The sequence below is a fragment of the Streptomyces sp. NPDC104309 genome, assembly GCF_055584025.1.
The window spans coordinates 269,246-290,497 of the sequence record NZ_JBVJMV010000008.1 but is presented as its reverse complement, the minus strand read 5'-3'; the positions used below and the strand labels follow the sequence as shown (position 1 = coordinate 290,497).

14 protein-coding genes are annotated in these 21,252 nt (G+C 71.3%); 6 read left to right on the top strand and 8 right to left on the bottom strand.

Annotation, left to right across the window (positions count from 1 at the left end):
- Positions 1-81 precede the first annotated feature (81 nt).
- From ACZ68L_RS15130 to ACZ68L_RS15120, 3 genes are all read right to left on the bottom strand, one after another.
- On the bottom strand, positions 82-849 hold the full coding sequence (locus ACZ68L_RS15130) for an enoyl-CoA hydratase/isomerase family protein (RefSeq protein WP_469577236.1): 768 nt from the start codon (positions 847-849) through the stop codon (positions 82-84).
- A gap of 88 nt (positions 850-937) precedes the next feature.
- Positions 938-2,179 carry a L,D-transpeptidase gene (locus ACZ68L_RS15125; protein WP_469577235.1) on the bottom strand — a complete coding sequence of 414 codons (1,242 nt, stop codon included), beginning with the start codon at positions 2,177-2,179 and terminating at the stop codon, positions 938-940.
- Between the two features lie 255 nt (positions 2,180-2,434).
- Positions 2,435-3,658: a L,D-transpeptidase gene (locus ACZ68L_RS15120; RefSeq protein ID WP_469577234.1), complete on the bottom strand. Its 1,224-nt coding sequence runs from the start codon at positions 3,656-3,658 to the stop codon at positions 2,435-2,437.
- 153 nt (positions 3,659-3,811) lie between these two features.
- Between ACZ68L_RS15120 and glgX the strand changes: the two genes are divergently transcribed.
- Positions 3,812-6,070 carry a glycogen debranching protein GlgX gene (glgX, locus tag ACZ68L_RS15115; protein ID WP_469577233.1) on the top strand — a complete coding sequence of 753 codons (2,259 nt, stop codon included), beginning with the start codon at positions 3,812-3,814 and terminating at the stop codon, positions 6,068-6,070.
- Here glgX and ACZ68L_RS15110 read toward each other — a convergent pair.
- The 4 genes from ACZ68L_RS15110 to ACZ68L_RS15095 are packed head-to-tail and all read right to left on the bottom strand — an operon-like array spanning position 6,060 to position 9,751.
- Entirely contained in the window at positions 6,060-6,737 is a 678-nt protein-coding gene (locus ACZ68L_RS15110; protein ID WP_469577232.1) for a response regulator, read from the bottom strand. The genes glgX and ACZ68L_RS15110 overlap by 11 nt on opposite strands.
- Before the next feature lie 19 nt (positions 6,738-6,756).
- A complete protein-coding gene (locus ACZ68L_RS15105; protein ID WP_469577231.1) occupies positions 6,757-8,046 on the bottom strand; it encodes a sensor histidine kinase in 1,290 nt (429 codons plus the stop codon).
- A gap of 23 nt (positions 8,047-8,069) precedes the next feature.
- Entirely contained in the window at positions 8,070-8,846 is a 777-nt protein-coding gene (locus ACZ68L_RS15100) for an ABC transporter permease (RefSeq protein ID WP_469577230.1), read from the bottom strand.
- Between the two features lie 2 nt (positions 8,847-8,848).
- Positions 8,849-9,751: an ABC transporter ATP-binding protein gene (locus ACZ68L_RS15095; protein ID WP_469577229.1), complete on the bottom strand. Its 903-nt coding sequence runs from the start codon at positions 9,749-9,751 to the stop codon at positions 8,849-8,851.
- A 187-nt stretch (positions 9,752-9,938) separates the two neighbouring features.
- On the opposite strand from ACZ68L_RS15095, the gene ACZ68L_RS15090 reads away from it, so the two are divergent.
- From ACZ68L_RS15090 to ACZ68L_RS15070, 5 genes are all read left to right on the top strand, one after another.
- Positions 9,939-11,810, top strand: coding sequence for an ABC transporter ATP-binding protein (locus ACZ68L_RS15090; protein ID WP_469577228.1), 1,872 nt, complete (start codon positions 9,939-9,941; stop codon positions 11,808-11,810).
- Positions 11,807-13,678 carry an ABC transporter ATP-binding protein gene (locus ACZ68L_RS15085; protein WP_469577227.1) on the top strand — a complete coding sequence of 624 codons (1,872 nt, stop codon included), beginning with the start codon at positions 11,807-11,809 and terminating at the stop codon, positions 13,676-13,678. Before ACZ68L_RS15090 ends, ACZ68L_RS15085 begins: the two co-directional genes overlap by 4 nt.
- 137 nt (positions 13,679-13,815) lie before the next feature.
- Positions 13,816-14,838 (top strand): alcohol dehydrogenase, encoded by a 1,023-nt coding sequence (locus ACZ68L_RS15080; RefSeq protein WP_469577226.1) that lies wholly within the window; start codon positions 13,816-13,818, stop codon positions 14,836-14,838.
- A 684-nt stretch (positions 14,839-15,522) separates the two neighbouring features.
- Positions 15,523-15,756, top strand: coding sequence for a TetR/AcrR family transcriptional regulator C-terminal domain-containing protein (locus tag ACZ68L_RS15075; protein ID WP_469577225.1), 234 nt, complete (start codon positions 15,523-15,525; stop codon positions 15,754-15,756).
- A gap of 163 nt (positions 15,757-15,919) precedes the next feature.
- Positions 15,920-17,956: a M4 family metallopeptidase gene (locus tag ACZ68L_RS15070; RefSeq protein WP_469577224.1), complete on the top strand. Its 2,037-nt coding sequence runs from the start codon at positions 15,920-15,922 to the stop codon at positions 17,954-17,956.
- 92 nt (positions 17,957-18,048) lie between these two features.
- Here ACZ68L_RS15070 and glgP read toward each other — a convergent pair whose 3' ends face one another.
- On the bottom strand, positions 18,049-20,652 hold the full coding sequence (gene glgP / locus ACZ68L_RS15065) for an alpha-glucan family phosphorylase (RefSeq protein ID WP_469577223.1): 2,604 nt from the start codon (positions 20,650-20,652) through the stop codon (positions 18,049-18,051).
- Positions 20,653-21,252 lie beyond the last annotated feature (600 nt).

Below are 21,252 nucleotides of genomic sequence, written 5' to 3'. Positions count from 1 at the left end.
CGGACCTCAGGGTCCCTTGAGGTCCGGCCAATCCGCCCGCACGGATGAACCCGCGTCATCCTGTGCCCAACTGTCGTTCGGTCAGAGGAATTTGGCCTTGCCCGGCCCCTCTTCCACAAAACTGCGCATTCCGCGCTCCCGGTCCTCGGTGGCGAACAGACCCGCGAACCAATTCCTCTCGATCGTGAGCCCGGTGTCGATGTCCGTCTCCAGCCCCGCGTCGACGGATTCCTTGGCGGCGCGCAGCGCGAGGGCCGGCCCCTTCGCCAGCCCGGCGGCCCAGGCGTGCGCCCGCTCGTACACCTCGGCGGCGGGCACCACGCGGTCCACCAGACCGATCGACAGTGCCTCCTCCGCCTTCACATGGCGACCGGTGAAGATCAGGTCCTTGGCCCGGGAGGGGCCGATCAGCCGGGCGAGGCGCTGGGTGCCGCCCGCGCCGGGGATCAGCCCGAGCAGGATCTCGGGCTGGCCCAGCCGGGCGTTGTCGGCGGCGATCCGGTAGTCGGCGCAGAGCGCCAGCTCGCAGCCGCCGCCCAGCGCGTAGCCGGTGACTGCGGCGACGACGGGCTTGGGGATCCGGGCCACCGCGGTGAAGGAGTCCTGCAGCGCCTTGGACCGTACGACCATCGCCGTGTGGTCCATCGCCTGCATCTCCTTGATGTCCGCGCCCGCCGCGAACACCTTCTCGCCGCCGTAGAGGACCACGGCGCGGACGTCGTCGCGCCCGGTGGCCTCCTCGGCGAGTTCACGCAGCCGGTCCTGGGTGGCGACGTCCAGGGCGTTCATGGGCGGGCGGTCCAGCAGGATCGTGCCGACGCCGTCGCGTACTTCGAGGGTTGCGGTCATGAGAGGCAGGTTAACCGGGGCTCATGCCAGCGGGCCCGGTGCTGTCGGTCACAGCACCGGGCCCGCTCGTGTTTCCGTACGACGGGAGCTACTTGGTCCACTCCGACCAGGACATGTTCCAGCCGTTGAGGCCGTTGTCCGGCTGGATCGTCCGGTCCTTCGAGTTCTTCACGACCACCACGTCGCCGATGAGCGAGTTGTCGAAGAACCAGGCCGCCGAGGTCTGCTTGCTCCACGCGCCGCGCACGTCCTGGAGACCGACACAGCCGTGGCTGGTGTTGGCCGAGCCGAAGACACCGGAGCCGCCCCAGTAGTTGCCGTGGATGAAGGTCCCCGAGGTGGACAGGCGCATCGCGTGCGGCACGTCCTTGATGTCGTACTCGCCGCCGAAGCCCACCGTGTCACCGTTCATCCGGGTCACCTTGAGCTTCTCGCTGATGACCATCTGACCGTTGTACGTGGTGGTCGCCGGGGCGCCCGCCGAGATCGGGATGTCCTTGATCTGCTTGCCGTCGCGGACGACCTTCATCCGGTGCGTGCTCGCGTCGACGGTGCTGACCTGGCTGCGGCCGATGGTGAAGGAGACCGTCTTGGCCTGCTTGCCGTAGACACCGGGGCGTCCCTCGACGCCGTCGAGGTTGAGCTTCACGGTCACCTTGGTACCGGCGGCCCAGTACGCGTCGGGGCGGAAGTCGAGCCGGTCGTTGCCGAACCAGTGGCCCTCGATCGGCACGGACGGCTCGGCCGTCACCTTGATGGCCTCCTCGACCGCGGCCGGGTCGGTGATGCCCCGGGTGAAGTGGATCGACACGGGCATGCCCACACCGACCGTGGAGCCGTCCTCCGGGGTGTACTGCCCGATGAAGGTGTTCTGCGGGACCAGCGTCGTGAAGCTGGTGTCCTTCGCCGACTCACGGCCCTTCGCGTCCTTGGCGATGGCGTGGACGCTGTACTTGGTCGCGGCGGCCAGATGCTGGTCCGGCGTCCAGCTCGCACCGTCCGCCGCGATCTTCCCCTCGACCTCGGCGCCCTTGGGGCCGACGACCTTGACCGTGGTCAGCTTCCCCTGCGCGGCCGAGATCTTCAGGGCCCCGCTGGTGGCCACGGAGTCCGCGCCGTCCTTCGGCGCGATGGTCACCACGGCCTGCGAGGCGGTGGTGTCCTCGGCCTTCCCGCCGCCCTTGCCCGCGTCACCGGCGTCTCCCCCGCCGCACGCCGTCACCAGAAACAGCAGCGCACCCAGTGCCAGAGCCAGCGTTCCGGTGGCCCCACGCCCGCGCCGCCCGCTGTCCGCCCCGGCCGATGTCCCCGATATCGGCTGCCCGTTCAATGTGCTCGTCTCCCCTCACACGGCCCGGCCCCGCCAAGGCCCTGGGAACCCGCAGGTTCCCGCCCCCGCGCGCTGCACGTGCGCGCTCAGCGAAAGATAATCACACCGACCCTGAGGAGTTGACCCCGCGGATGTCACCGTTCAGTCCCAAGTTGTCCTGGACTTCGCCGGGTGACACGGGGTACGGGGTGCCGCGGGACCGGGCGGGGGTCCGTCCTCGTGCGCCGGACGGGCCCCGGCCGGTCCGACGGGGCCTCAGCGCAGGGCGGAGCCTGCCTTCCACCGGGTCCAGCTCAGGTTCCAGCCCCCGAGCCCGTTGTCCGGTGCGACCTGCTTGTCCTTGGAGTTGACGACCTCGACCACATCGCCGATGAGTGTCCGGTCGAAGAACCAGCCGGCCGGGGTGTCGCCGTCGCCGCCCTGCACGTCGCGCAGCCCCACGCAGCCGTGGCTGACGTTGGCCGAGCCGAAGATGTCGTCGTCCGACCAGTAGTTGCCGTGCAGGAAGGTGCCGGAATCGGTGAGCCGGAGGGCGTGCGGGACGTCCTTGATGTCGTACTCGCCGCCGAAGCCGACGGTCCGGCCGTCCATCCGGGTCACGTCGTACATCTCGCTGACCACCATCTTGCCGTTGTACGTCTCCATGCCCGGGTAGCCCGCCGTGATCGGGACCGTGGTCAGGAGCCGGCCGTCGCGGCGCACCTCCATGGTGTGGGCGGCCGCGTCCACCCGGGAGATCTGGGAACGGCCCACCTCGAAGGCAACCGTCTTGTCCTGGGAGCCGTACACGTGCGGCGCGCCCTCCACATCGCGCAGCCCCACCTTGACGGTGACCTCGGTGCCCGGCTCCCAGTAGGCGGCGGGGCGGAAGTCGAGGCGGCTGTCGCCGAACCAGTGCCCCACCACCTCGACCGCCGGATCCGCGGTCACCCGGATGGCGCGCTGCACAGCCGGGCGATTCCTGACCGGGCGGTTGAAGTTGAAGGAGACAATCATTCCGGTGCCGACCGTGGACCGGTTCTCCGGTGTGAAGTAGCCGATGAAGCGGTGTTCGGGGACGGCCGTGGTGAAGGTGGTGTGGCGGGCCGAGCGGTGTCCGGCGCCGTCCAGGGCGACCGCGTCGACGCGGTACTTGGCGGCGAGCCCGAGCCGGCCCGACTTTCCCCGCGGCGTCCAGGAGCGGCCGTCGTGCGCGATCCGGCCCGGTAGCTCCTGGTTCTGCGCGTCCTCGATCCGCGTCACCCTGACGCTCTCCAGCCGCCCGTCCGGGACCTGCACCTCCATCCGGTCGTCGGGGCCGACGTTGCTCGCCCCGTCCCGCGGGACGATCCGGATCGCGTCCTGCGGGGAGCGCGCCTTCCCGCTGAAGACGGTTCCGGTGCCGGTGCAGCCGCTCAGCAGAGCCAGCACGGCGAGCAGTCCTGCCCATGTCGGCACGGTGGCCGCGTTCGCCACCGCCCTCTTCGCTACGTGGTTCACGTCCCCCCAACGACGGGGGCCGGTCGGGGGAAACGTGAGTGCGGGCGCGGGTGTGGGCAGAACAGAGGGGAGGACCACACTGGGGGAGCCGCGGCCGGGACGCCGCGCGCTCCTCTTCGGTGCGGGTCCCCACGAGCCGCGGGAGGCGAGCAGGTGTCGAGCGCAGCCGAGCAGGAAGCAATGCGGGAAGCAGTGCGGGAAGCAGTGCGGGAGACGGAGCCGGCGCCCGTGCGGGAGCGCGCGCGAAAGGCCGTGACGGGGCGTCCGCCCACCGTGTGGCCCGGCACGCCGATGCCGCTCGGAGCCCGCTTCCGGGTGGGCCCCGACGGAGTGGCGGGCACCAATTTCGCGCTCTGGGCGGGCGGCGCGGAGGCCGTCGAGCTCTGCCTCTTCGACGAGGAGGGAAGCGAGACGCGCCTTGCGCTGACCGAGCTGACGCATGAGATCTGGCACGGCTTCGTGCCGGGCGTACGGCCGGGCCGGCGGTACGGCTACCGGGTGCACGGCCGCTGGGACCCCTGGACCGGTGCCCGGTGGAACGCGGCGAAACTGCTCCTCGATCCGTACGCCCGCGCCGTGGACGGCTCGTTCACCCTCCCGGCCGAGGTGTACGGCCATGTGAGGGACTGGCCGCACCAGCAGGTCGCGGACACCGTGCGCGACGAGCGGGACTCCGCTCCGTACGTGCCGAAGGGGGTCGTCGTCCACGACGACGAAGACTGGGCGGAGGACCGCCGCCCCAAGACCCCGTGGGCGGACTCCGTCATCTACGAGCTCCATGTGCGCGGCTTCACCAGGCTGCACCCCGGAATCCCGGAGGAACTGCGGGGCACCTACGCCGGTCTCGCCCATCCGGCCGCCCTCGACCATCTGCTCCGGCTCGGTGTGACGGCGGTGGAGCTGCTGCCGGTGCATCAGTTCGCCCACGAGGACCATCTGCTCCGGCATGGCCTGCGCAACTACTGGGGCTACAACTCCATCGGCTACTTCGCCCCGCACGCCGACTACTCCGCCAGCGGGACCGCGGGCCAGCAGGTCGGCGAATTCAAGCGGATGGTGCGGGCCCTGCACGACGCCGGGATCGAGGTGATCCTCGACGTGGTCTACAACCACACCGCGGAGGCGAGCGAGCTGGGTCCGATGCTGTCACTGCGCGGCATCGACAACCGTGGCTACTACCGCCTCCAGTCCGACGCCCGCAGATACGCGGACTACACCGGCTGCGGCAACACCCTGCACGTGGTCCAGCCGCACGTCCTGCGGCTGATCACGGACTCGCTGCGCTACTGGGTCACGGAGATGGGCGTCGACGGATTCCGCTTCGATCTGGCGGCGGCGCTGGCCCGTTCGATGCACGACGTGGACATGCTCTCCCCGTTCCTCGCGGTGATCGCCCAGGACCCGGTGCTGCGCCGGGTGAAGCTGATCGCCGAGCCGTGGGACGTCGGCAACGGGGGCTACCAGGTGGGCGCCTTCCCCCCGCTGTGGACCGAGTGGAACGACCACTACCGGGACGCCGTGCGGGACTTCTGGCGCGGCGCCCTGCCCGACGTACGGGACCTCGGCTACCGGCTGACCGGATCCAGCGATCTGTACGCCTGGGGCGGCAGGCGCCCGTACGCCTCGGTCAACTTCGTCACCGCGCACGACGGCTTCACCCTGCGCGATCTGGTCAGCTACGAGCAGAAGCACAACGAGGCCAACGGCGAGGGCAACCGGGACGGCACCTCGGACAACCGGTCCTGGAACTGCGGCGCCGAGGGCGAGAGCGACGACCCCGGCGTCAACGCGCTGCGCCGCCGCCAGCTGCGCAACCTGCTCACCACGCTGCTGCTGTCCACCGGGGTGCCGATGCTGGTCGCGGGCGACGAGATGGGCCGTACGCAGGGCGGCAACAACAACGCCTACTGCCAGGACAACGAGGTGGGCTGGGTGGACTGGTCCCTGCTCGAACAGCCCGAGTGGCGGGCGCTGACCGAGCTGACCTCACGAGTGCTCACCCTGCGCCACGGCCACCCGGTGCTGCGCCGTCGCGCCTTCTTCTCCGGGCGGGCGCAGGCGGCGGACGGGCTGCGGGACCTGGCGTGGTTCACCCGGCAGGGCGCGGAGATGACGGAGCAGGACTGGTACGCCCCGGCGGCCACGCTCGGGCTCTATCTCTCCGGACGCGACATCCCCGGCCGGGACGCGCGGGGCGAAGCGGTCACGGACGACAGCTTTCTGGCGATCCTGCACGCGGACCACCGGCCGAGCGACTTCCTGCTCCCCGGGCCGCCCTGGGCGCAGAGCTACGAACTCGTCCTGGACACCTCGCGGGAGGACCAGGAGGCGGCCCCCGGCACCGTCCACCCCGGCGGCGGGACACTGACCGTGCCGGAGCGATCGGTGCTGCTGCTGAGGGTCAGGGAGTGAGCGGCCGGGAGCGGGGTCGGCCGAGGATGCCGCGGTCGTAGCCGACCGCGACGGCGGCGGCCCGGTCCTTGGCGCCCAGCTTGGCGAAGATGTGGGTGAGATGGGTCTTCACCGTGGCCTCGCTGATGAACAGCTCGGCGGCTATCGCGCGGTTCGAGGTGCCCTTCGCGACGAGTGCGAGCACCTCGCGCTCACGGGCGGACAGCGGCTCGTTGCCCGGGGCCACCGGGGTGCGCACCCGCGAGACGAGGCGGGAGGCGACGGCGGGCGAGAGGACGGTGCGGCCGTCGGCGGCGGCCCGGACGGCGTTGAACAACTCGTCACGCGGGGCGTCCTTGAGCAGATAGCCGGTCGCACCGGCCTCGATCGCGGGCAGGGTGTCGGAGTCGGTGTCGTACGTGGTGAGGACGAGCACCTTGGACCGGGCGCCGCGCCGGGTCAGTTCGGCGATGGCGGCGACTCCGCCGCCACCCGGCATCCGCAGGTCCATCAGGACGACATCGGGGTCGAGCCGGGCCACGAGGTCGACACCCACCACCCCGTTCGGTGCCTCCCCGAGAACCTGGAACCCCGGGGCCGAATCGAACATGCCGCGCAGACCGTCCCGTACGACGGGGTGGTCGTCGACGACGACGAGCGTGATGACGCGTGCGGAATCCTCAGCCATGGCAGGCCAACCGTACTGGTCATCGGCTGTGCTGAACCAGTGGCACCCGGGCGCAGACCGCCGTGCCGCCGCCGGGCTCCGTCTCCACCTCGACGGTGCCCGCGACGCGTTCGGCGCGGGCCCGCATGCCGCCGAGCCCGAAACCGCCCGCGCCACTGTACGGCGGGAGGGCGGCCGGGTCGAAGCCGCGGCCGTCGTCCCGTACGTCCAGGGTGAGTTCGTCGCCCATGAAGGAGAGGGTGATGCCGACCCGCGAGGCCCCGGCATGGCGGCCGGCGTTGGCCAGGGCCTCCTCGGCGATGCGGAGCAGGGTGGCGGCTATCTCGTCGTGGAGCGGCTCGACGGTACCGGTGACGGTGAACTCGGCCCGGACCCCGTGGCGTTCTCCCCAGCCGGCGACCGTCTTCTTCAGCGCGCCCGGCAGGTCGTCGTGTTCCAGTGCCGCGGGGACCAGATCGTGCACCGAGCGGCGCGCCTCGCCCAGGCTGTGCCGGGCCAGCGCGGCGGCGCGGTCGAGGTGCTGCCGGGCCCGTACCGGGTCGGTGTCGGCGACCGAGGTCACCACCTGGAGCTGGGCGATGATGCCGGTCAGGCCCTGCGCGAGCGTGTCGTGGATCTCGGCGGCGAGCCTGCGCCGCTCGTCGGCGACGCCCGCTTCGCGGGCCTGGACGAGGAGTTGGGCGTGCAGGCCGGCGTTCTCCGCCATGGCCTGTTCGAGGCGGGCGTTGGCGGACTCCAGTGCGGCGATGGTGTCGACCTGGGTGCGCGCGTGCTCGGCCTCCCGGTCATCGATCTGGGAGAAGACCATGGTGATGGTCCCGTGCAGGGCGAGAAGAATGCCGAAGGCGACCCAGTTCATCAGGCCGGCCGGCGGAAGGCCGCTGCCGCACTGCGAGCCCGCCATGATGACGGCGGTGGCCAGCAGCCCGGCGCGCACGGCCCGTCGGGGGAGCAGTCGGCTCGCGTCGAAGTAGCTGAGTACCGCGAACATGGAGAAGAACGAGTTGCACCAGGTCAGTCCGAAGGCGAGCAAGGTGCGGGCGACGAAGTAGAACTGCGCCGCCCGCGACTTCGGGAGAACACGCGTCCTGACCCGCCCCCACCAGAACTGGAGGACGAGCACCAACGGAACCAGCACCGTCGCGGCGTACACGTCCGAGCGGGACATGAGGACGTCGACGGTCAGCACCGCGACCGCGGTGCCCAGGCCGAGCAGACCGTACGGCCCGTACCGGAAGAGCCGTTCCCACCACTGCGCGGCCGTCGTCGCTCCGGTCGTGCCCGCCTCTGTCATGTCCCCCACGTTCATGGGCGAAGTCTCCCCCGCAACGGTCACTCCCAACGGAACAGCCGGGTCGCCAGCCCGGTCACCACGGCCGTCCACAGTGCCATGACGCCCAGCTGTACCCAGCCGGGCCAGCCGCCGGACGCCGCCCGGTCCAGGGCCTGGGAGGCCGCGCCGAACGGGGTGGCCTCGACGATGCGCCGGAGGGCGTCGGGCATGGCCTGCACCGGGATCCAGACCCCGGCGGTGAACATCATCACGAAGTTGGCGACCGTGCTGATGGCGGAGGATGCCTTGGTGGTGCGGGAGAGCGCACACAGCAGTGCGCCGAGGCTGAGGACGCTCGCCGTCGCCAGGAGCAGCGCCAGGACGTAGCCGAAGGGCTGTCCGGGCAGCCTCACGCCGAAGACGGCGCGGCCGACGGTCATCACCAGCGCGGCGGAGCCGAGGGCCCCGGCGCCGTGCAGGGCGATCTGCGCGGTGAGCAGGGCGGACGGCGGCACCGGAGTGGCCGACATCCGGCGCAGGATCCCGCGCTCACGGTAGCCGGTGAGGACGGGCGGCATGGCCCCGATCCCGGCCATGATCACGGCGAGCAGCACCGACACCGGTACGTACAGATCGATGACGCGGCGGCCGCCGAGCGCCTCGTCGGGGTCCCGGAAGGACGGAATCAGGCCGAGGACCGTCAGCAGCGCGGTCGGGAAGACGAGGATCCAGAACAGAGCGCCGGGTTCGCGGAGGAAGAGCCGCGTCTCGGTCCTGAGCACCGCCGCCCATGGGGTCGCTGTGTCCGTCGCCGTGGCCGGGTTCGCCGTGGTCATCGTCAGGCCACCGTTTCTGTGAGGTCGAGGAAGGCGTCGTCCAGCGTCGCCTCGGAGACGCGGAGCCGGTGTGCGGTGATGCGGTGGCGGGCCAGCAGCGAGATCACGGCGTTGACCGTCTCGTCGGTGCCGTGAATGACGACCCGGCCGTCCTTCTGCTCGACGGAGGCCGCCCCGGGGAGCAGACCGAGCTCGGTGTCGTCGAGCGGCTGTGAGGGTGTGAACGAGATGGCGGTGGCGCTGCCGGCCTGGTTGATCAGGCCGGACGGGGTGTCGAGAGCGACGACCTTGCCCTTGTCGATCACGGCGACGCGGTCGCAGAGCCGGCTGGCCTCTTCCATGAAGTGGGTGACCAGAAGGACCGTCACACCGCTGTCGCGCACGTCCTCGATCAGCTGCCAGGTGTCCCGGCGGGCCCGCGGGTCCAGACCCGTGGTCAGCTCGTCCAGGACCACGACCTTCGGGTTGCCGACCAGGGCGAGCGCGATGGACAGGCGCTGCTTCTGACCGCCGGACAGTTGGGCGAACCTGGTGCGGTACTTGGTGTGCAGTCCGAGCCGTTCGGCCAGCGCGCGCCAGTCGGCGGGCTCCGGGTAGAAGGCGCTGTACAGCTCCAGGGCCTCGGCCACGGTCAGCTTGGGCTGGAGCTCGCTCTCCTGGAGCTGCGCGCCGAGCAGCCGGGTGACCCGGTCATGGTCGGCGACGGGGTCGAGACCGGCGACGCGGACCGTTCCGGCGTCGGGAACCCGCAGCCCCTCGACGCACTCGACGGTGGTGGTCTTGCCCGCCCCGTTGGGTCCGAGGATCCCGAAGATCTCCCCCTCGTCGACGGCGAAGCTCACTCCGTCCACGGCGGGGCGCCCGGCGTAGGCCTTGCGCACCCCGCTCACTTCGATGATTGCCATGCCCACGAGCATCGTGTCGCGGGGCCCGGCGCACCATCGTCCATCGCGCTCGAACGGACATCGGCCGATCGGTTGATACGGGGGTACGACCTGCGGGTCCCGCGGGACGCGGTCCGGGGACCGGCACCGCCGGACGGCCGAATATCCACATGAGCGATGTCAGTGGTGAACCGTAGTCTCGCCTGTGATGCCCGAAAAAGATGCAGAGCCCAAGGAACGGTCCACCGCACGCTCGCTGTTGCGGCTGTGGCCCTATGTGAAGCCGGTGCGGAACCGCATGTCCGGCGCCGCGCTGGTCGCGATAGTCGCCTCCTGTATCGGCCTGGTGATCCCTCTCGTACTGAAGTGGATCGTCGACGGCCCGGTGGCGGACCGTGATCCGGGGGGTGTCTGGCTGGGCGCGCTGTACCTGCTGCTGCTGGGCATCGCCGAGGCCCTGCTCTTCGGGATACGGCGGTGGCTGGTGGCCCGGCCGCTGGCGGGGGTCGAAGCGGCGATGCGGGCCGACCTGTACCGGCATCTGCAACGGCTGCCGGTGGCGTTCCACGACCGCTGGCCGTCGGGGCAGTTGCTGTCACGCGGCACCACGGACCTGATGCTGCTGCGCATGTTCCTGGCCTTTCCGCTGACGTTCCTGCTGGTCAACGGCACGACGATCCTGGTCGGTTTCATCATTCTGCTGATGCAGCAGTGGACGCTGGGGCTGGTGCTGCTCGCCCCGGTGGTGCCGTTGGTGGTCATCTGCGCGGTCTTCGAGACGAAGTACTCGGTCGTGGCGCGCCAGGCGCAGGACCAGGTCGGTGATCTGACGACGGTCGTCGAAGAGAGCGTGCTCGGCATCCGCATCATCAAGGGCTTCGGCCGGCACCGCAGCCAGGCCCTCGCGTTCCGTGCCCTCGCGCAGCGGCTTCGGAGCACGGAGCTGGGCAAGGCGCGCCTCCTCGCGGGCATCTGGGCCGCCATCACCACGATCCCGGAGCTGGCCATCGGGGCGGCGCTGGTCCTCGGCACGGTCCAGGTCGCGGACGGCGGACTCTCGGCGGGCACCCTGGTCGCCTTCCTCTCCACGGCTCTCGCGCTGCGGTGGCCGATCGAGTCGATCGGCTTCCTGCTGGCGATGAGCCAGGAGTCGGCGACGGCGACCGAGCGGTTCTTCGAAGTGATGGATGTGGCCGAGGAGGACGACACGGCCACCGCCGGCGGCCGGGCTCCGGCGGACGCGTCGGGACACGGCGAGATGGTCTTCGAGGGCGTGGAGTTCCGCTACCCCGACGCGGAGGCCGGTTCCGAACCCGTCCTGTCCGGGATCGATCTGCGTATCCGCCCCGGCGAGACCATGGCCCTGGTCGGGGCCACGGGTTCCGGGAAGACGACGCTCACCGCCCTCGTGCCCCGGCTGCACGAGGCCACCGCGGGACGGATCACGCTGGACGGCAGGGACATCACCACCCTGCCCCGGGAGGAGCTGCGCGGGCTGGTGTCCGTGGCGTTCGAGGAGCCGACGCTCTTCTCGGCGAGCGTCGGGGAGAACGTGCTGATGGGCGCCGAGGGCGCCGGGGAGGAAGAGCTGCGGCGGGCGCTCGCGGTCGCGCAGGCCGACTTCGTCCACGACCTGCCCGAGGGCATCGGCACCCAGGTCGGCGAGCAGGGGCTCAGCCTCTCGGGCGGTCAGCGGCAGCGGCTCGCGCTGGCCCGCGCCGTGGTCGGCCGGCCACGCTTCCTGGTGCTCGACGATCCGCTCTCCGCCCTCGACGTGCACACGGAGGCGCTGGTGGAAGCCGCCCTGCGGCAGGTGCTTGAGGAGACGACGGCGATCGTCGTGGCGCACCGTCCGTCCACCGTGATGCTGGCGGACCGGGTGGCGCTGCTGTCGGAGGGCCGGATCACCGCCGTCGGCACCCATCAGGAACTGCTGCGCGACAGTGCGGAGTACGCCTGGCTGATGGCGGGCGCCACCAGCGCACAGGAGGGTGCCTTCGCCGAGGACACCTTCCCCGACCCGTCCGCCGAGGACCGCCTCGTGCCGGACGTCCCCGCCGAGAAGGGCCGTACCCGATGACCAGTACGACGACCGGGCCCGCCGACCGGCGCGAGGCGGGCAAGCCGCCCGAGGACCCGTCCCTCTCCGACGGCGCCGGGGACCGGTTCGACCGGGACGACCTGCCCACGCCCCGTGGTGCGACCCGCGCACTGCTGATGTCGTTGCTCCGGCCGCACCGGGGCCGGGTGATGGTGTCCGCCCTGCTGCTGCTGATCCAGCAGATGGCGGTACAGGCGGGCCCGCTGCTCGTCGCGTACGCCATCGACAGCGGTGTGCCCGCCTTCCGGGACAAGGACTACGGGCCGCTGATCGCGGTGGCCGTGGGGTACGCGCTGTGCTCGGCGGCCGCGGGGGCCATGCAGTACGCGTTCATCCTGGCCTCCGCCCGGATCAACCAGGACGTGCTGCTCGATCTGCGCGGGCGGATCTTCCGCCACGCACAGGCGCTGAGCGTGGACTTCCATGAGCGCTACACCTCGGGCCGGCTGATCTCCCGCTCCACCACGGATGTGGAGTCGCTGCGGGAACTGCTCAGCGAGGGGCTGCAGGAACTGATCGTCATCGTCCTGTCCTTCGTCTCCATCTCGCTGATGCTGCTCTGGCTGGACTTCGGCCTCGGCGCGGTCGCGGTGCTCTCGTTCGTTCCCCTGTGGGGGCTGGTACACCTCTACCGGCGGCGGGCCGGGGCGCTGTACGCGGCGCGGTCGACGGCGATCGCCGCGGTCATCGTGAAGTTCGCCGAGTCGATGAACGGCATCCGTCCCGTCCAGGCATTCCGCCGCGAGCGGATCAACGACCGGCACTTCGAGGACCTCAACAGCACACACGCGTGGACGAACGGCGGCGCGCTGCTGGAGATGGCTCGCTATGTCGTCGGCTCCCGGCTGGTCGCGAACACGGCGGTCGCCGGGATCGTGCTGTGGGGCGCGTACCGCGTGGCGTCGGGCACCCTGGCGCTCGGTGTGCTGGCCGCTGCCGTGCTCTATCTGCGCCGGCTGTACGACCCGATCGACCGGCTCGGCATGTTCCTCAACTCCTACCAGTCGGCGGCGGCCTCGCTGGAGAAGATCGCGGGTCTGCTGGCCCAGACCCCTTCCGTCCCCGAGACGTCGGATCCGCGGGAGCTGCCCGCGCTCACGGGTGAGCACCCGGGCCGCGAGGTCGTCTTCGACTCGGTGCGTTTCGCCTACCGGACGGGCGGCGAGGTGCTGCCCCGCTTCGACCTGACGGTGCCGGCCGGCCAGACCGTGGCCGTGGTCGGTTCGACGGGCGCGGGCAAGTCGACGCTCGCCAAGCTGCTGGCCCGCTTCTACGACCCGACCGACGGCCGGGTGCTGCTGGACGGGACCGATCTGCGGGATCTGGCCGTGCCCGAGCTGCGCCGGGGTGTGGTCATGGTGACCCAGGAGGCGTTCCTGTTCTCCGGGACAGTCGCCGAGAACATCGCGATCGGCAGCCCGGACGCGACCCGTGAAGAGATCGAGCAGGCCGCCAAGGCGATCGGCGCGCACGACTTCATCGCCGCTCTGCCCGAGGGATACGACACGGACGTACGCAAGCGGGGCGGCCGGATCTCGGCCGGTCAGCGCCAGCTGGTCGCGTTCGCACGGGCCCTGCTGGCGAACCCGGCCGTCCTGATCCTCGACGAGGCGACGAGTTCCCTGGACATCCCCGGCGAACGGGCGGTGCAGCGGGCCATGGACACGGTGCTGCACGGCCGCACCGCGGTGGTGATCGCCCACCGCCTGTCGACGGTGGAGATCGCGGACCGGGTCCTGGTGATGGAGCACGGGCGCATCGTGGAGGACGGTGTTCCGGCCGAACTCATCGGCGGCACGGGCCGCTTCGCGGGGCTGCACCGGGCGTGGCGGGAGAGCCTGGCCTGAGGGGCCGGGCGGGGGCCTCGGTCCCGGCGGTTGCGCCGGGCGGGCCGCTCACCCGCGCCACTCGGCGCGCGTGATCGGGCCGGAGCTGGTCTCCTGATCCGGGGGGAGCCGTCCACCCGTATCCCGGAGAGAGCCAGATGAGCGTCTATCGAACCGCGCAGGTCGCCACCGCCGATGGTCCGTTCGAGATCGTCGAACGCGAGGTGCCGCAGCCCGGCCCCGGCCACGTACGGGTGGCCGTGGAGGCCTGCGGGGTCTGCCACAGCGACGCGCTCTTCGTGGGCGGCGGGCTCCCGGGTGTGCGGTTTCCGGTGGTGCCCGGACATGAGATCGCCGGGCGGATCGAGGAGCTCGGCGCGGGCGCGGAGAACGCCTGGCAGGTGGGCGAGCGGGTGGCGGTGGGCTGGTTCGGCGGCAGCTGCGGCCACTGCACGCCCTGCCGGCAGGGCGACTTCGTCGTGTGCCGGTACCTGAAGGTGCCCGGGTGGGCGTACGACGGCGGCTACGCCGAGACGGTGATCGCACCGGTGGACGCCCTGGCCCGGATCCCCGACACGCTGACGGCGGCCGATGCGGCGCCCATGGCCTGCGCGGGGGTGACCACGTACAACGGGCTGCGGCGCAGCTCCGCCCGACCGGGTGACCTGGTCGCCGTGCTCGGCATCGGCGGCCTCGGACATCTGGGGGTGCAGTACGCGGCCGCGATGGGCTTCGAGACCGTGGCCATCGCCCGCGGAGCCGCCAAGGCCGACTTCGCCCGGGAACTCGGCGCGCACCACTACGTCGACAGCACGGCGGACACCTCCGTCGCGGACGCGCTGCAGGCCCTCGGCGGCGCCAAGGCGGTCCTGGCCACCGCGGCCAACTCCGAGGCGATCTCGGCGACCGTGGAGGGACTCTCCCCGCGTGGGGAGCTGGTGGTCATCGGCGTGGACCCCGAACCGCTGGGGATCAGCCCGGCCCAGCTGATCATGAGCGGCAAGGTCGTCCGGGGCCACCCGTCGGGCACCGCCCAGGACGTGCAGGACACCCTGGCGTTCAGCGCTCTGCACGGGATCCGCCCGATGACCGAGATCGTGCCGCTGGACGCGGTCGACGAGGCGTACCGGAAGATGATGTCCGGCGCCGCCCGCTTCCGGATGGTACTGACCACGCGCTGACGCGCTCCGCCCCGGACCGGGGCGGCGGGCTCCCTCGCGGCCGTGGCCGCTCCTCGGCACGGTCGTCGCCGCCCGGTCCGCCCGGCCGATGCGGAACCCGTGCCCCGGAGCGGGACGACGGAGAGAGCGGCGGCACCGGCCATCGCCGGGCGGCCGTCGCCCCGCTGTGGGTGAAGACCCGGAACACGGGCGCAGGACCGTGTCCCGCAGATGGTGCGGAAGCTGCCGCGCCACCGCGACCGCACCCGACAGCATCTGCCGCGCGGCCTCGGACACGGCGGGCAACGCACCGCGCTGTCCCGGCGCCGGACAACGGCGCCGACCGGTCCGGGCGGCGCCGTTCCTGGTTCCGCCGCCCATGACGTATGCGTGGTCGGACCGCCGGGCGGGCGCACCGCCCGCCGGGGCGGCGACCACGACGCCGACGGAGGGCGCGAGGCTCCACATCGCCGCCGTACCCCCGTGACTGACGGCCGGGGCCGGAACCGACCGCCCGGTGGCCCCGGTCGGTGTACGGGCGCCCTCCGTGGACGGCACCGGCCCGGCCTCCTTCACCGGCCGACGGCATCCCCGCACGCCAGGGACACGGAGTGGGCGCCGCGCGCCCTCATGGGCACGGGGCCGCCGCCGCACACGACACCGCACCTCCCTCCCACGCTGCTCGCCCATGTCCGGACAGGGGCCATGACCGCCGGCCCGGAGGCACAGGCGCGACGGGACACCGGGCTGTCCGACGCGGAGAGGGTGGTAAGAAATGAGCCACATCTCAACGCCATCTCGGCCAGGGGCGCCTACCCGTTCCTCAACTCTCTGTTCGAACACGATGAGTTCGAGCTCGACCTGGACCCACTCTTCGAATTCGGCCTGCGAAGGACGCTGGACGGCATCGCGGTGATGATCGGCGAAACGTCCGCTTAACGAACATGACCTTTACGGCAACGGACGACTTCCGGCCAACTTGTTGACGCGGTCCTGACAGGACCGTCCTCCGGCTGACACTCTTCACCCCGTTCTGCGCACTTCTCGCTCTCCCCGGACGGCACGCCCTGCCGCCGGTACCCCCCTCGCAGAAGGAGTCCGCGTGAGATCCACGCCCAGCCGTCGTGCCACCGCGACCGGCGCTCTGATAGCCGCAGCAGCCCTCCTCGCCGTCGGCGTCCAGACCGGTGCGGCCACCGCCACCCCCGGCACCACCACCGCGGCGGCAGCGACCGCCGGCGCCAAGCACGGTGCACTGGCCAAGCAGCTCACCCCGTCCCAGCGTGCCGAGCTGATCCGTGAGGCCGACGCGACCAAGGCGGCCACGGCCAAGGAGCTCGGTCTCGGCTCGCAGGAGAAGCTCGTCGTCCGGGACGTCATCCAGGACAACGACGGCACCACGCACACGCGTTACGAGCGCACCCTCGCCGGACTCCCGGTGCTCGGTGGCGACCTGGTCGTCCAGGAGTCCAAGTCGGGGGCGACCGAGGGCGTCACCAAGGCGTCCAGCGTCAGCAGCAACACGCTGAAGGCCGTGGACACGACGGCCGACGTCGCGCCCGCCGTGGCCGAGAAGCAGGCGCTCGGCCTCGCCAAGGCCGACGGCTCCAAGAAGACCGAGGCCGACCGGGCACCCCGCAAGGTGGTCTGGATGGCGCAGGGCAAGCCGCAGCTGGCCTACGAGACCGTCGTCGGCGGGCTCCAGGACGACGGCACCCCCAACGAGCTGCACGTCATCACCGACGCCACCACCGGCGCGAAGCTGTACGAGTGGCAGGGCATCGAGAACGGCGTCGGCAACACCGAGTACAGCGGCCAGGTCACCCTCGGCACCGCGCCGTCGTACACGCTGACCGACACCGGCCGCGGCAACCACAAGACGTACAACCTGAACCACGGCTCCTCCGGCACCGGGACGCTGTTCACCAACTCCACGGACGTGTGGGGCAACGGCAACCCGTCGAACGCCGAGACGGCCGCCGCGGACGCCCACTACGGCGCCGCGGAGACCTGGGACTACTACAAGAACGTCCACGGCCGCACCGGCATCCGGGGCGACGGCGTCGGCGCGTACTCCCGCGTCCACTACGGCAACAACTACGTCAACGCCTTCTGGCAGGACAGTTGCTTCTGCATGACGTACGGCGACGGCAGCGGCAACGCGAACCCGCTGACCGCCCTCGACGTGGCCGCGCACGAGATGACGCACGGCGTCACCGCCGCGACCGCGGGCCTGGTGTACAGCGGTGAGTCCGGTGGCCTCAACGAGGCGACCAGCGACATCATGGCCACCGCGGTCGAGTTCTACGCCAACAACGCCTCGGACCCGGGCGACTACCTCATCGGCGAGAAGATCGACATCAACGGCGACGGCAGCCCGCTGCGCTACATGGACAAGCCGAGCAAGGACGGCGCGTCCAAGGACGCCTGGTACTCGGGCATCGGCAACGTCGACGTCCACTACTCCTCGGGTCCGGCGAACCACTTCTTCTACCTGCTCTCCGAGGGCAGCGGCGCCAAGACCATCAACGGCGTCAACTACGACTCGCCGACCTCCGACGGTCTGCCGGTGACCGGCATCGGCCGCGACAAGGCCGCGCAGATCTGGTTCAAGGCGCTCACCACCAAGTTCACCTCCACGACGAACTACGCGGCGGCCCGCACCGGCACCCTCGCCGTCGCCGGTGAGCTGTACGGCACGACCAGCACCGAGTACAAGGCGGTCGCCGACGCCTGGGCCGGCATCAACGTCGGTGCGCGGTCCGGTGGCGGCACCGACCCCGACCCGTCGGGCACTGTCTTCGAGAACAGCACCCCGGTCGCCATCCCGGACCGCGGCGCCGCCATCACCAGCTCGGTCAACGTCACCGGCGTCACGGGCAACGCGCCCAGCGCCCTCAAGGTCGGCGTGGACATCACCCACAGCTGGCGCGGTGACCTGGTCATCGACCTCGTCGCCCCGAACGGGACGACCTACCGGCTGAAGAACTCCTCGATCTCCGACTCGGCGGCCGACGTCAAGACCACCTACACGGTCAACGCCTCGGCGGTGGCGGCGAACGGTACCTGGAAGCTGAAGGTCCAGGACGTCTACTCCGGCGACACCGGCAAGATCAACAGCTTCAAGCTGACCTTCTGAACCCCAAGCCGGGTCCGACCCGGCACCAGCCGCCCGGGAGGAGCTCTCGCTCCTCCCGGGCGGTTCCCTGTGCGCGCCGAGCGGACGGTGCGTCAGCGCATCAGCAGGCCCGCGCCGTCGCCCATCGTCTCCGCGGGCAGTGCCACCAGACCGAGTTCCGCGCCGGTCGCCAGCAGCGGATGCGCGGGGAGCACCCGCACCGTGTAGCCGTACGGCCCGGTGCGGTCCAGGGCCAGCGGCCCCTCGTACAGCCAGCGTCCCTCCAGGTCCTGGCCTCCGGCGGGTTTCAGCGGGAAGACCTGGGCGTCCGAGATCCCGTCGGCCGCGTCCACCCGGCCGGCCACCGCCTGCACCTCCACGTCGTCCGGCTCCAGTACCCCGAGGGCGATCCTGACCCGCACCACCAGCGCCGAGCCCAGCTCGGCCGAGCCGCCCCCGGCGTCCGGTGCCACGGCCTCCACATGGTCGACGGCGACCCGCGGCCACGCGGCCCGGACCCTGGCCTTCCAGTCGGCGAGCTGCCGCGCGGTGCCGGAGTCCAGTGCCCGCTGGGCGCGCGCGGCGGGCGCGTACAGCCGCTCCACGTACTCGGACACCATCCGCCCGGCCAGGACCTTGGGCCCGAGGGTGCCCACCGTGCGGCGGACCATCTCGATCCAGCGCTCGGGGAGCCCGTCGCCGCCCCGGTCGTAGAAACGCGGCGCGATCCGGTCCTCGATCAGCTCGTAGAGGGCACCCGCCTCCAGATCGTCACGGCGGTCCTCGTCCAGGGCCAGACCGTCGGCCGTGGGGATCGCCCATCCGAAGTCCGGCTCGAACCACTCGTCCCACCAACCGTCCAGGACCGAGAGGTTGAGGCACCCGTTGAGCGCGGCCTTCATGCCGCTCGTACCACAGGCCTCCAGAGGCCGCAGCGGGTTGTTGAGCCAGACGTCGCAGCCCGGGTAGAGCTTCTGCGCCATGGCCATCCCGTAGTCCGGCAGGAACACGATGCGATGGCGCACCCGGGGATCGTCGGAGAACCGCACCAGCTCCCGGACCAGCCGCTTTCCGCTGTCGTCGGCGGGGTGGGCCTTGCCGGCGACGACGATCTGGACCGGGCGGTCCGGGTGGAGCAGCAGTTCCCGCAGCCGGTCGCGGTCGCGCAGCATCAGCGTCAGCCGCTTGTACGAGGGCACCCGCCGGGCGAAGCCGATCGTCAGCACGTCCGGGTCCAGCACACCGTCGATCCAGCCGAGTTCGGCCGGTTCCGCGCCCCGGGTGAGCCAGGAGGCGTGGAGCCGCCGGCGCACCTCGGCGACCAGCTGTCCGCGCAGGTGCCGCCGCAGGTCCCAGATCTCCCGGTCCGGGATCTCGGCGGCGGAGTCCCAGCGTCCGGGGGTGCCTCCGTACCGGTTGCGCAGCCGGAGGACCTCGGGCGCGACCCAGGTGGGTGCGTGGACGCCGTTGGTCACCGAGGTGATCGGCACCTCCGCCGCGTCGAAGCCCGGCCACAGCCCGGCGAACATCTCCCGGCTGACCGAGCCGTGGAGGGTCGAGACCCCGTTGGCCCGCTGGGCGAGCCGCAGACCCATCACCGCCATGTTGAAGAGCTCGGGCTCGCCGCCGGGGTAGGTCTCCATGCCCAGTTGCAGGATGCGTTCGACGCCCACTCCCGGAAGCTCGCCGTCGTCGCCGAAGTGCCGGGCCACCAGCTCGCGGTCGAACCGGTCGATCCCGGCGGGCACGGGCGTGTGGGTGGTGAAGACCGTGCCGGCCCGCACCGACTCCACCGCGGAGTCGAAGTCCAGCCCGGTGCTGGAGAGTTCACGGATGCGTTCGAGTCCGAGGAAGCCGGCGTGCCCCTCGTTGGTGTGGAACACCTCCGGCGTGGGATGCCCCGTGAGGCGGCAGTACGTCCGCACGGCCCGTACGCCGCCGATGCCGAGGAGCATCTCCTGGAGCAGCCGGTGCTCGCTGCCGCCGCCGTACAGCCGGTCGGTCACCTCGCGTTCGCCCGGTGCGTTCTCCTCCACGCCGGAGTCGAGCATCAGCAGCGGTACGCGCCCCACCTGGGCCTGCCAGATGTGGGCGTGCAGCGAACGGCCGCCGGGAAGCGCGAGCACCACCCGGCTGGGGGTGCCGTCGGCCTCGCGCATCAGAGTGAGCGGGAGCTCGTTCGGATCGAGTACGGGATAGTGCTCCTGCTGCCAGCCGTCGCGGGACAGGCTCTGGCGGAAGTATCCGTGCCGGTAGAGCAGACCGACCCCGATCAGCGGTACGCCCAGATCGCTGGCGGCCTTCAGATGGTCGCCGGCGAGGATGCCGAGGCCGCCGGAGTACTGGGGCAGCGCGGCGGTCACGCCGAACTCGGGCGAGAAATAGGCGATGGCGGCCGGCAGCCCGGCCCCCCGGGCCAGCTGTTCCTGGTACCACCTGGGCCCGTCCAGGTAGTCCCGGAGGTCGGCGGAGACCTCGGCCAGCCGGTGCAGGAACTGCTGGTCGCGGGCCAGCTCGGCGAGTCGTCCGGCGGACACGGCACCGAGCAGCCGGACGGGGTCGCACTCCGCCGTCCGCCGCGCCTGGGGGTCTACGGCCTGGAAGAGCTCACGGGTCTCGGTGTGCCAGGACCAGCGCAGATTGCGGGCGAGGTCGCTGAGCGGTTGAAGGGGGTCGGGGAGGACGGGGCGCACGGTGAATCGACGAATGGCCTTCACGCATTCCACCTTTACAGGGGACGTACGAATCCGACGGGACGCACCACGGGGTGCGTCTCTCCGTCACCCCGACGTTAACGGTGGCCGCACTCCGCAGCCACGGCGCGCGAACGGCTCACGGCGTGTACCGCCGGACGGGGCGCCCGCACGGCCCCCGCTCCGGGACGATCTCCGCCCCTGCCCGCCGCCGCACCCACCCCGTCTCATTCGCACCCGGAGCCCCTCACGGCCGGTCAAGGCACACCGGTCACACAGGTAATGGCCGATTCCCTTCCCTCGTCCGGCCTTGTGGCACTTCACACCAAGGGGAAAGCTGCCCAGTGGCGTCCGGAAGAGCTCCGGTGAGCCCGCGCACGCGGGGCGGTCCTCGGCGCATTCAGGTCGTCGCAGATACGCCCGAGTAGTTGACACACCACCGGATTGGCCCCCCGAGAACTGTGGGAAGGCTTCTCCGGTACACACCCCGAGCACATCCCGGGAACACGCGAATGCCGCCCGAATGCAGCATGAATGCGAGGCACCTGCGGGACCGGTGTCCATCCGGTTTACCTCCGCGAAACACATCCGCAGCCCAGCCGTTCGAGTGCCATTCGAGTGAAT

Bases quoted from the DNA above. Each gene is read 5' to 3' on its own strand.
- ACZ68L_RS15130 (WP_469577236.1), bottom strand. From the start codon at position 849: ATGACCGCAACCCTCGAAGTACGCGACGGCGTCGGCACGATCCTGCTG.
- ACZ68L_RS15110 (WP_469577232.1), bottom strand. From the start codon at position 6,737: ATGGCTGAGGATTCCGCACGCGTCATCACGCTCGTCGTCGTCGACGAC.
- ACZ68L_RS15105 (WP_469577231.1), bottom strand. From the start codon at position 8,046: ATGAACGTGGGGGACATGACAGAGGCGGGCACGACCGGAGCGACGACG.
- ACZ68L_RS15100 (WP_469577230.1), bottom strand. From the start codon at position 8,846: ATGACCACGGCGAACCCGGCCACGGCGACGGACACAGCGACCCCATGG.
- ACZ68L_RS15095 (WP_469577229.1), bottom strand. From the start codon at position 9,751: ATGGCAATCATCGAAGTGAGCGGGGTGCGCAAGGCCTACGCCGGGCGC.
- ACZ68L_RS15090 (WP_469577228.1), top strand. From the start codon at position 9,939: ATGCCCGAAAAAGATGCAGAGCCCAAGGAACGGTCCACCGCACGCTCG.
- ACZ68L_RS15085 (WP_469577227.1), top strand. From the start codon at position 11,807: ATGACCAGTACGACGACCGGGCCCGCCGACCGGCGCGAGGCGGGCAAG.
- ACZ68L_RS15080 (WP_469577226.1), top strand. From the start codon at position 13,816: ATGAGCGTCTATCGAACCGCGCAGGTCGCCACCGCCGATGGTCCGTTC.
- ACZ68L_RS15075 (WP_469577225.1), top strand. From the start codon at position 15,523: ATGACCGCCGGCCCGGAGGCACAGGCGCGACGGGACACCGGGCTGTCC.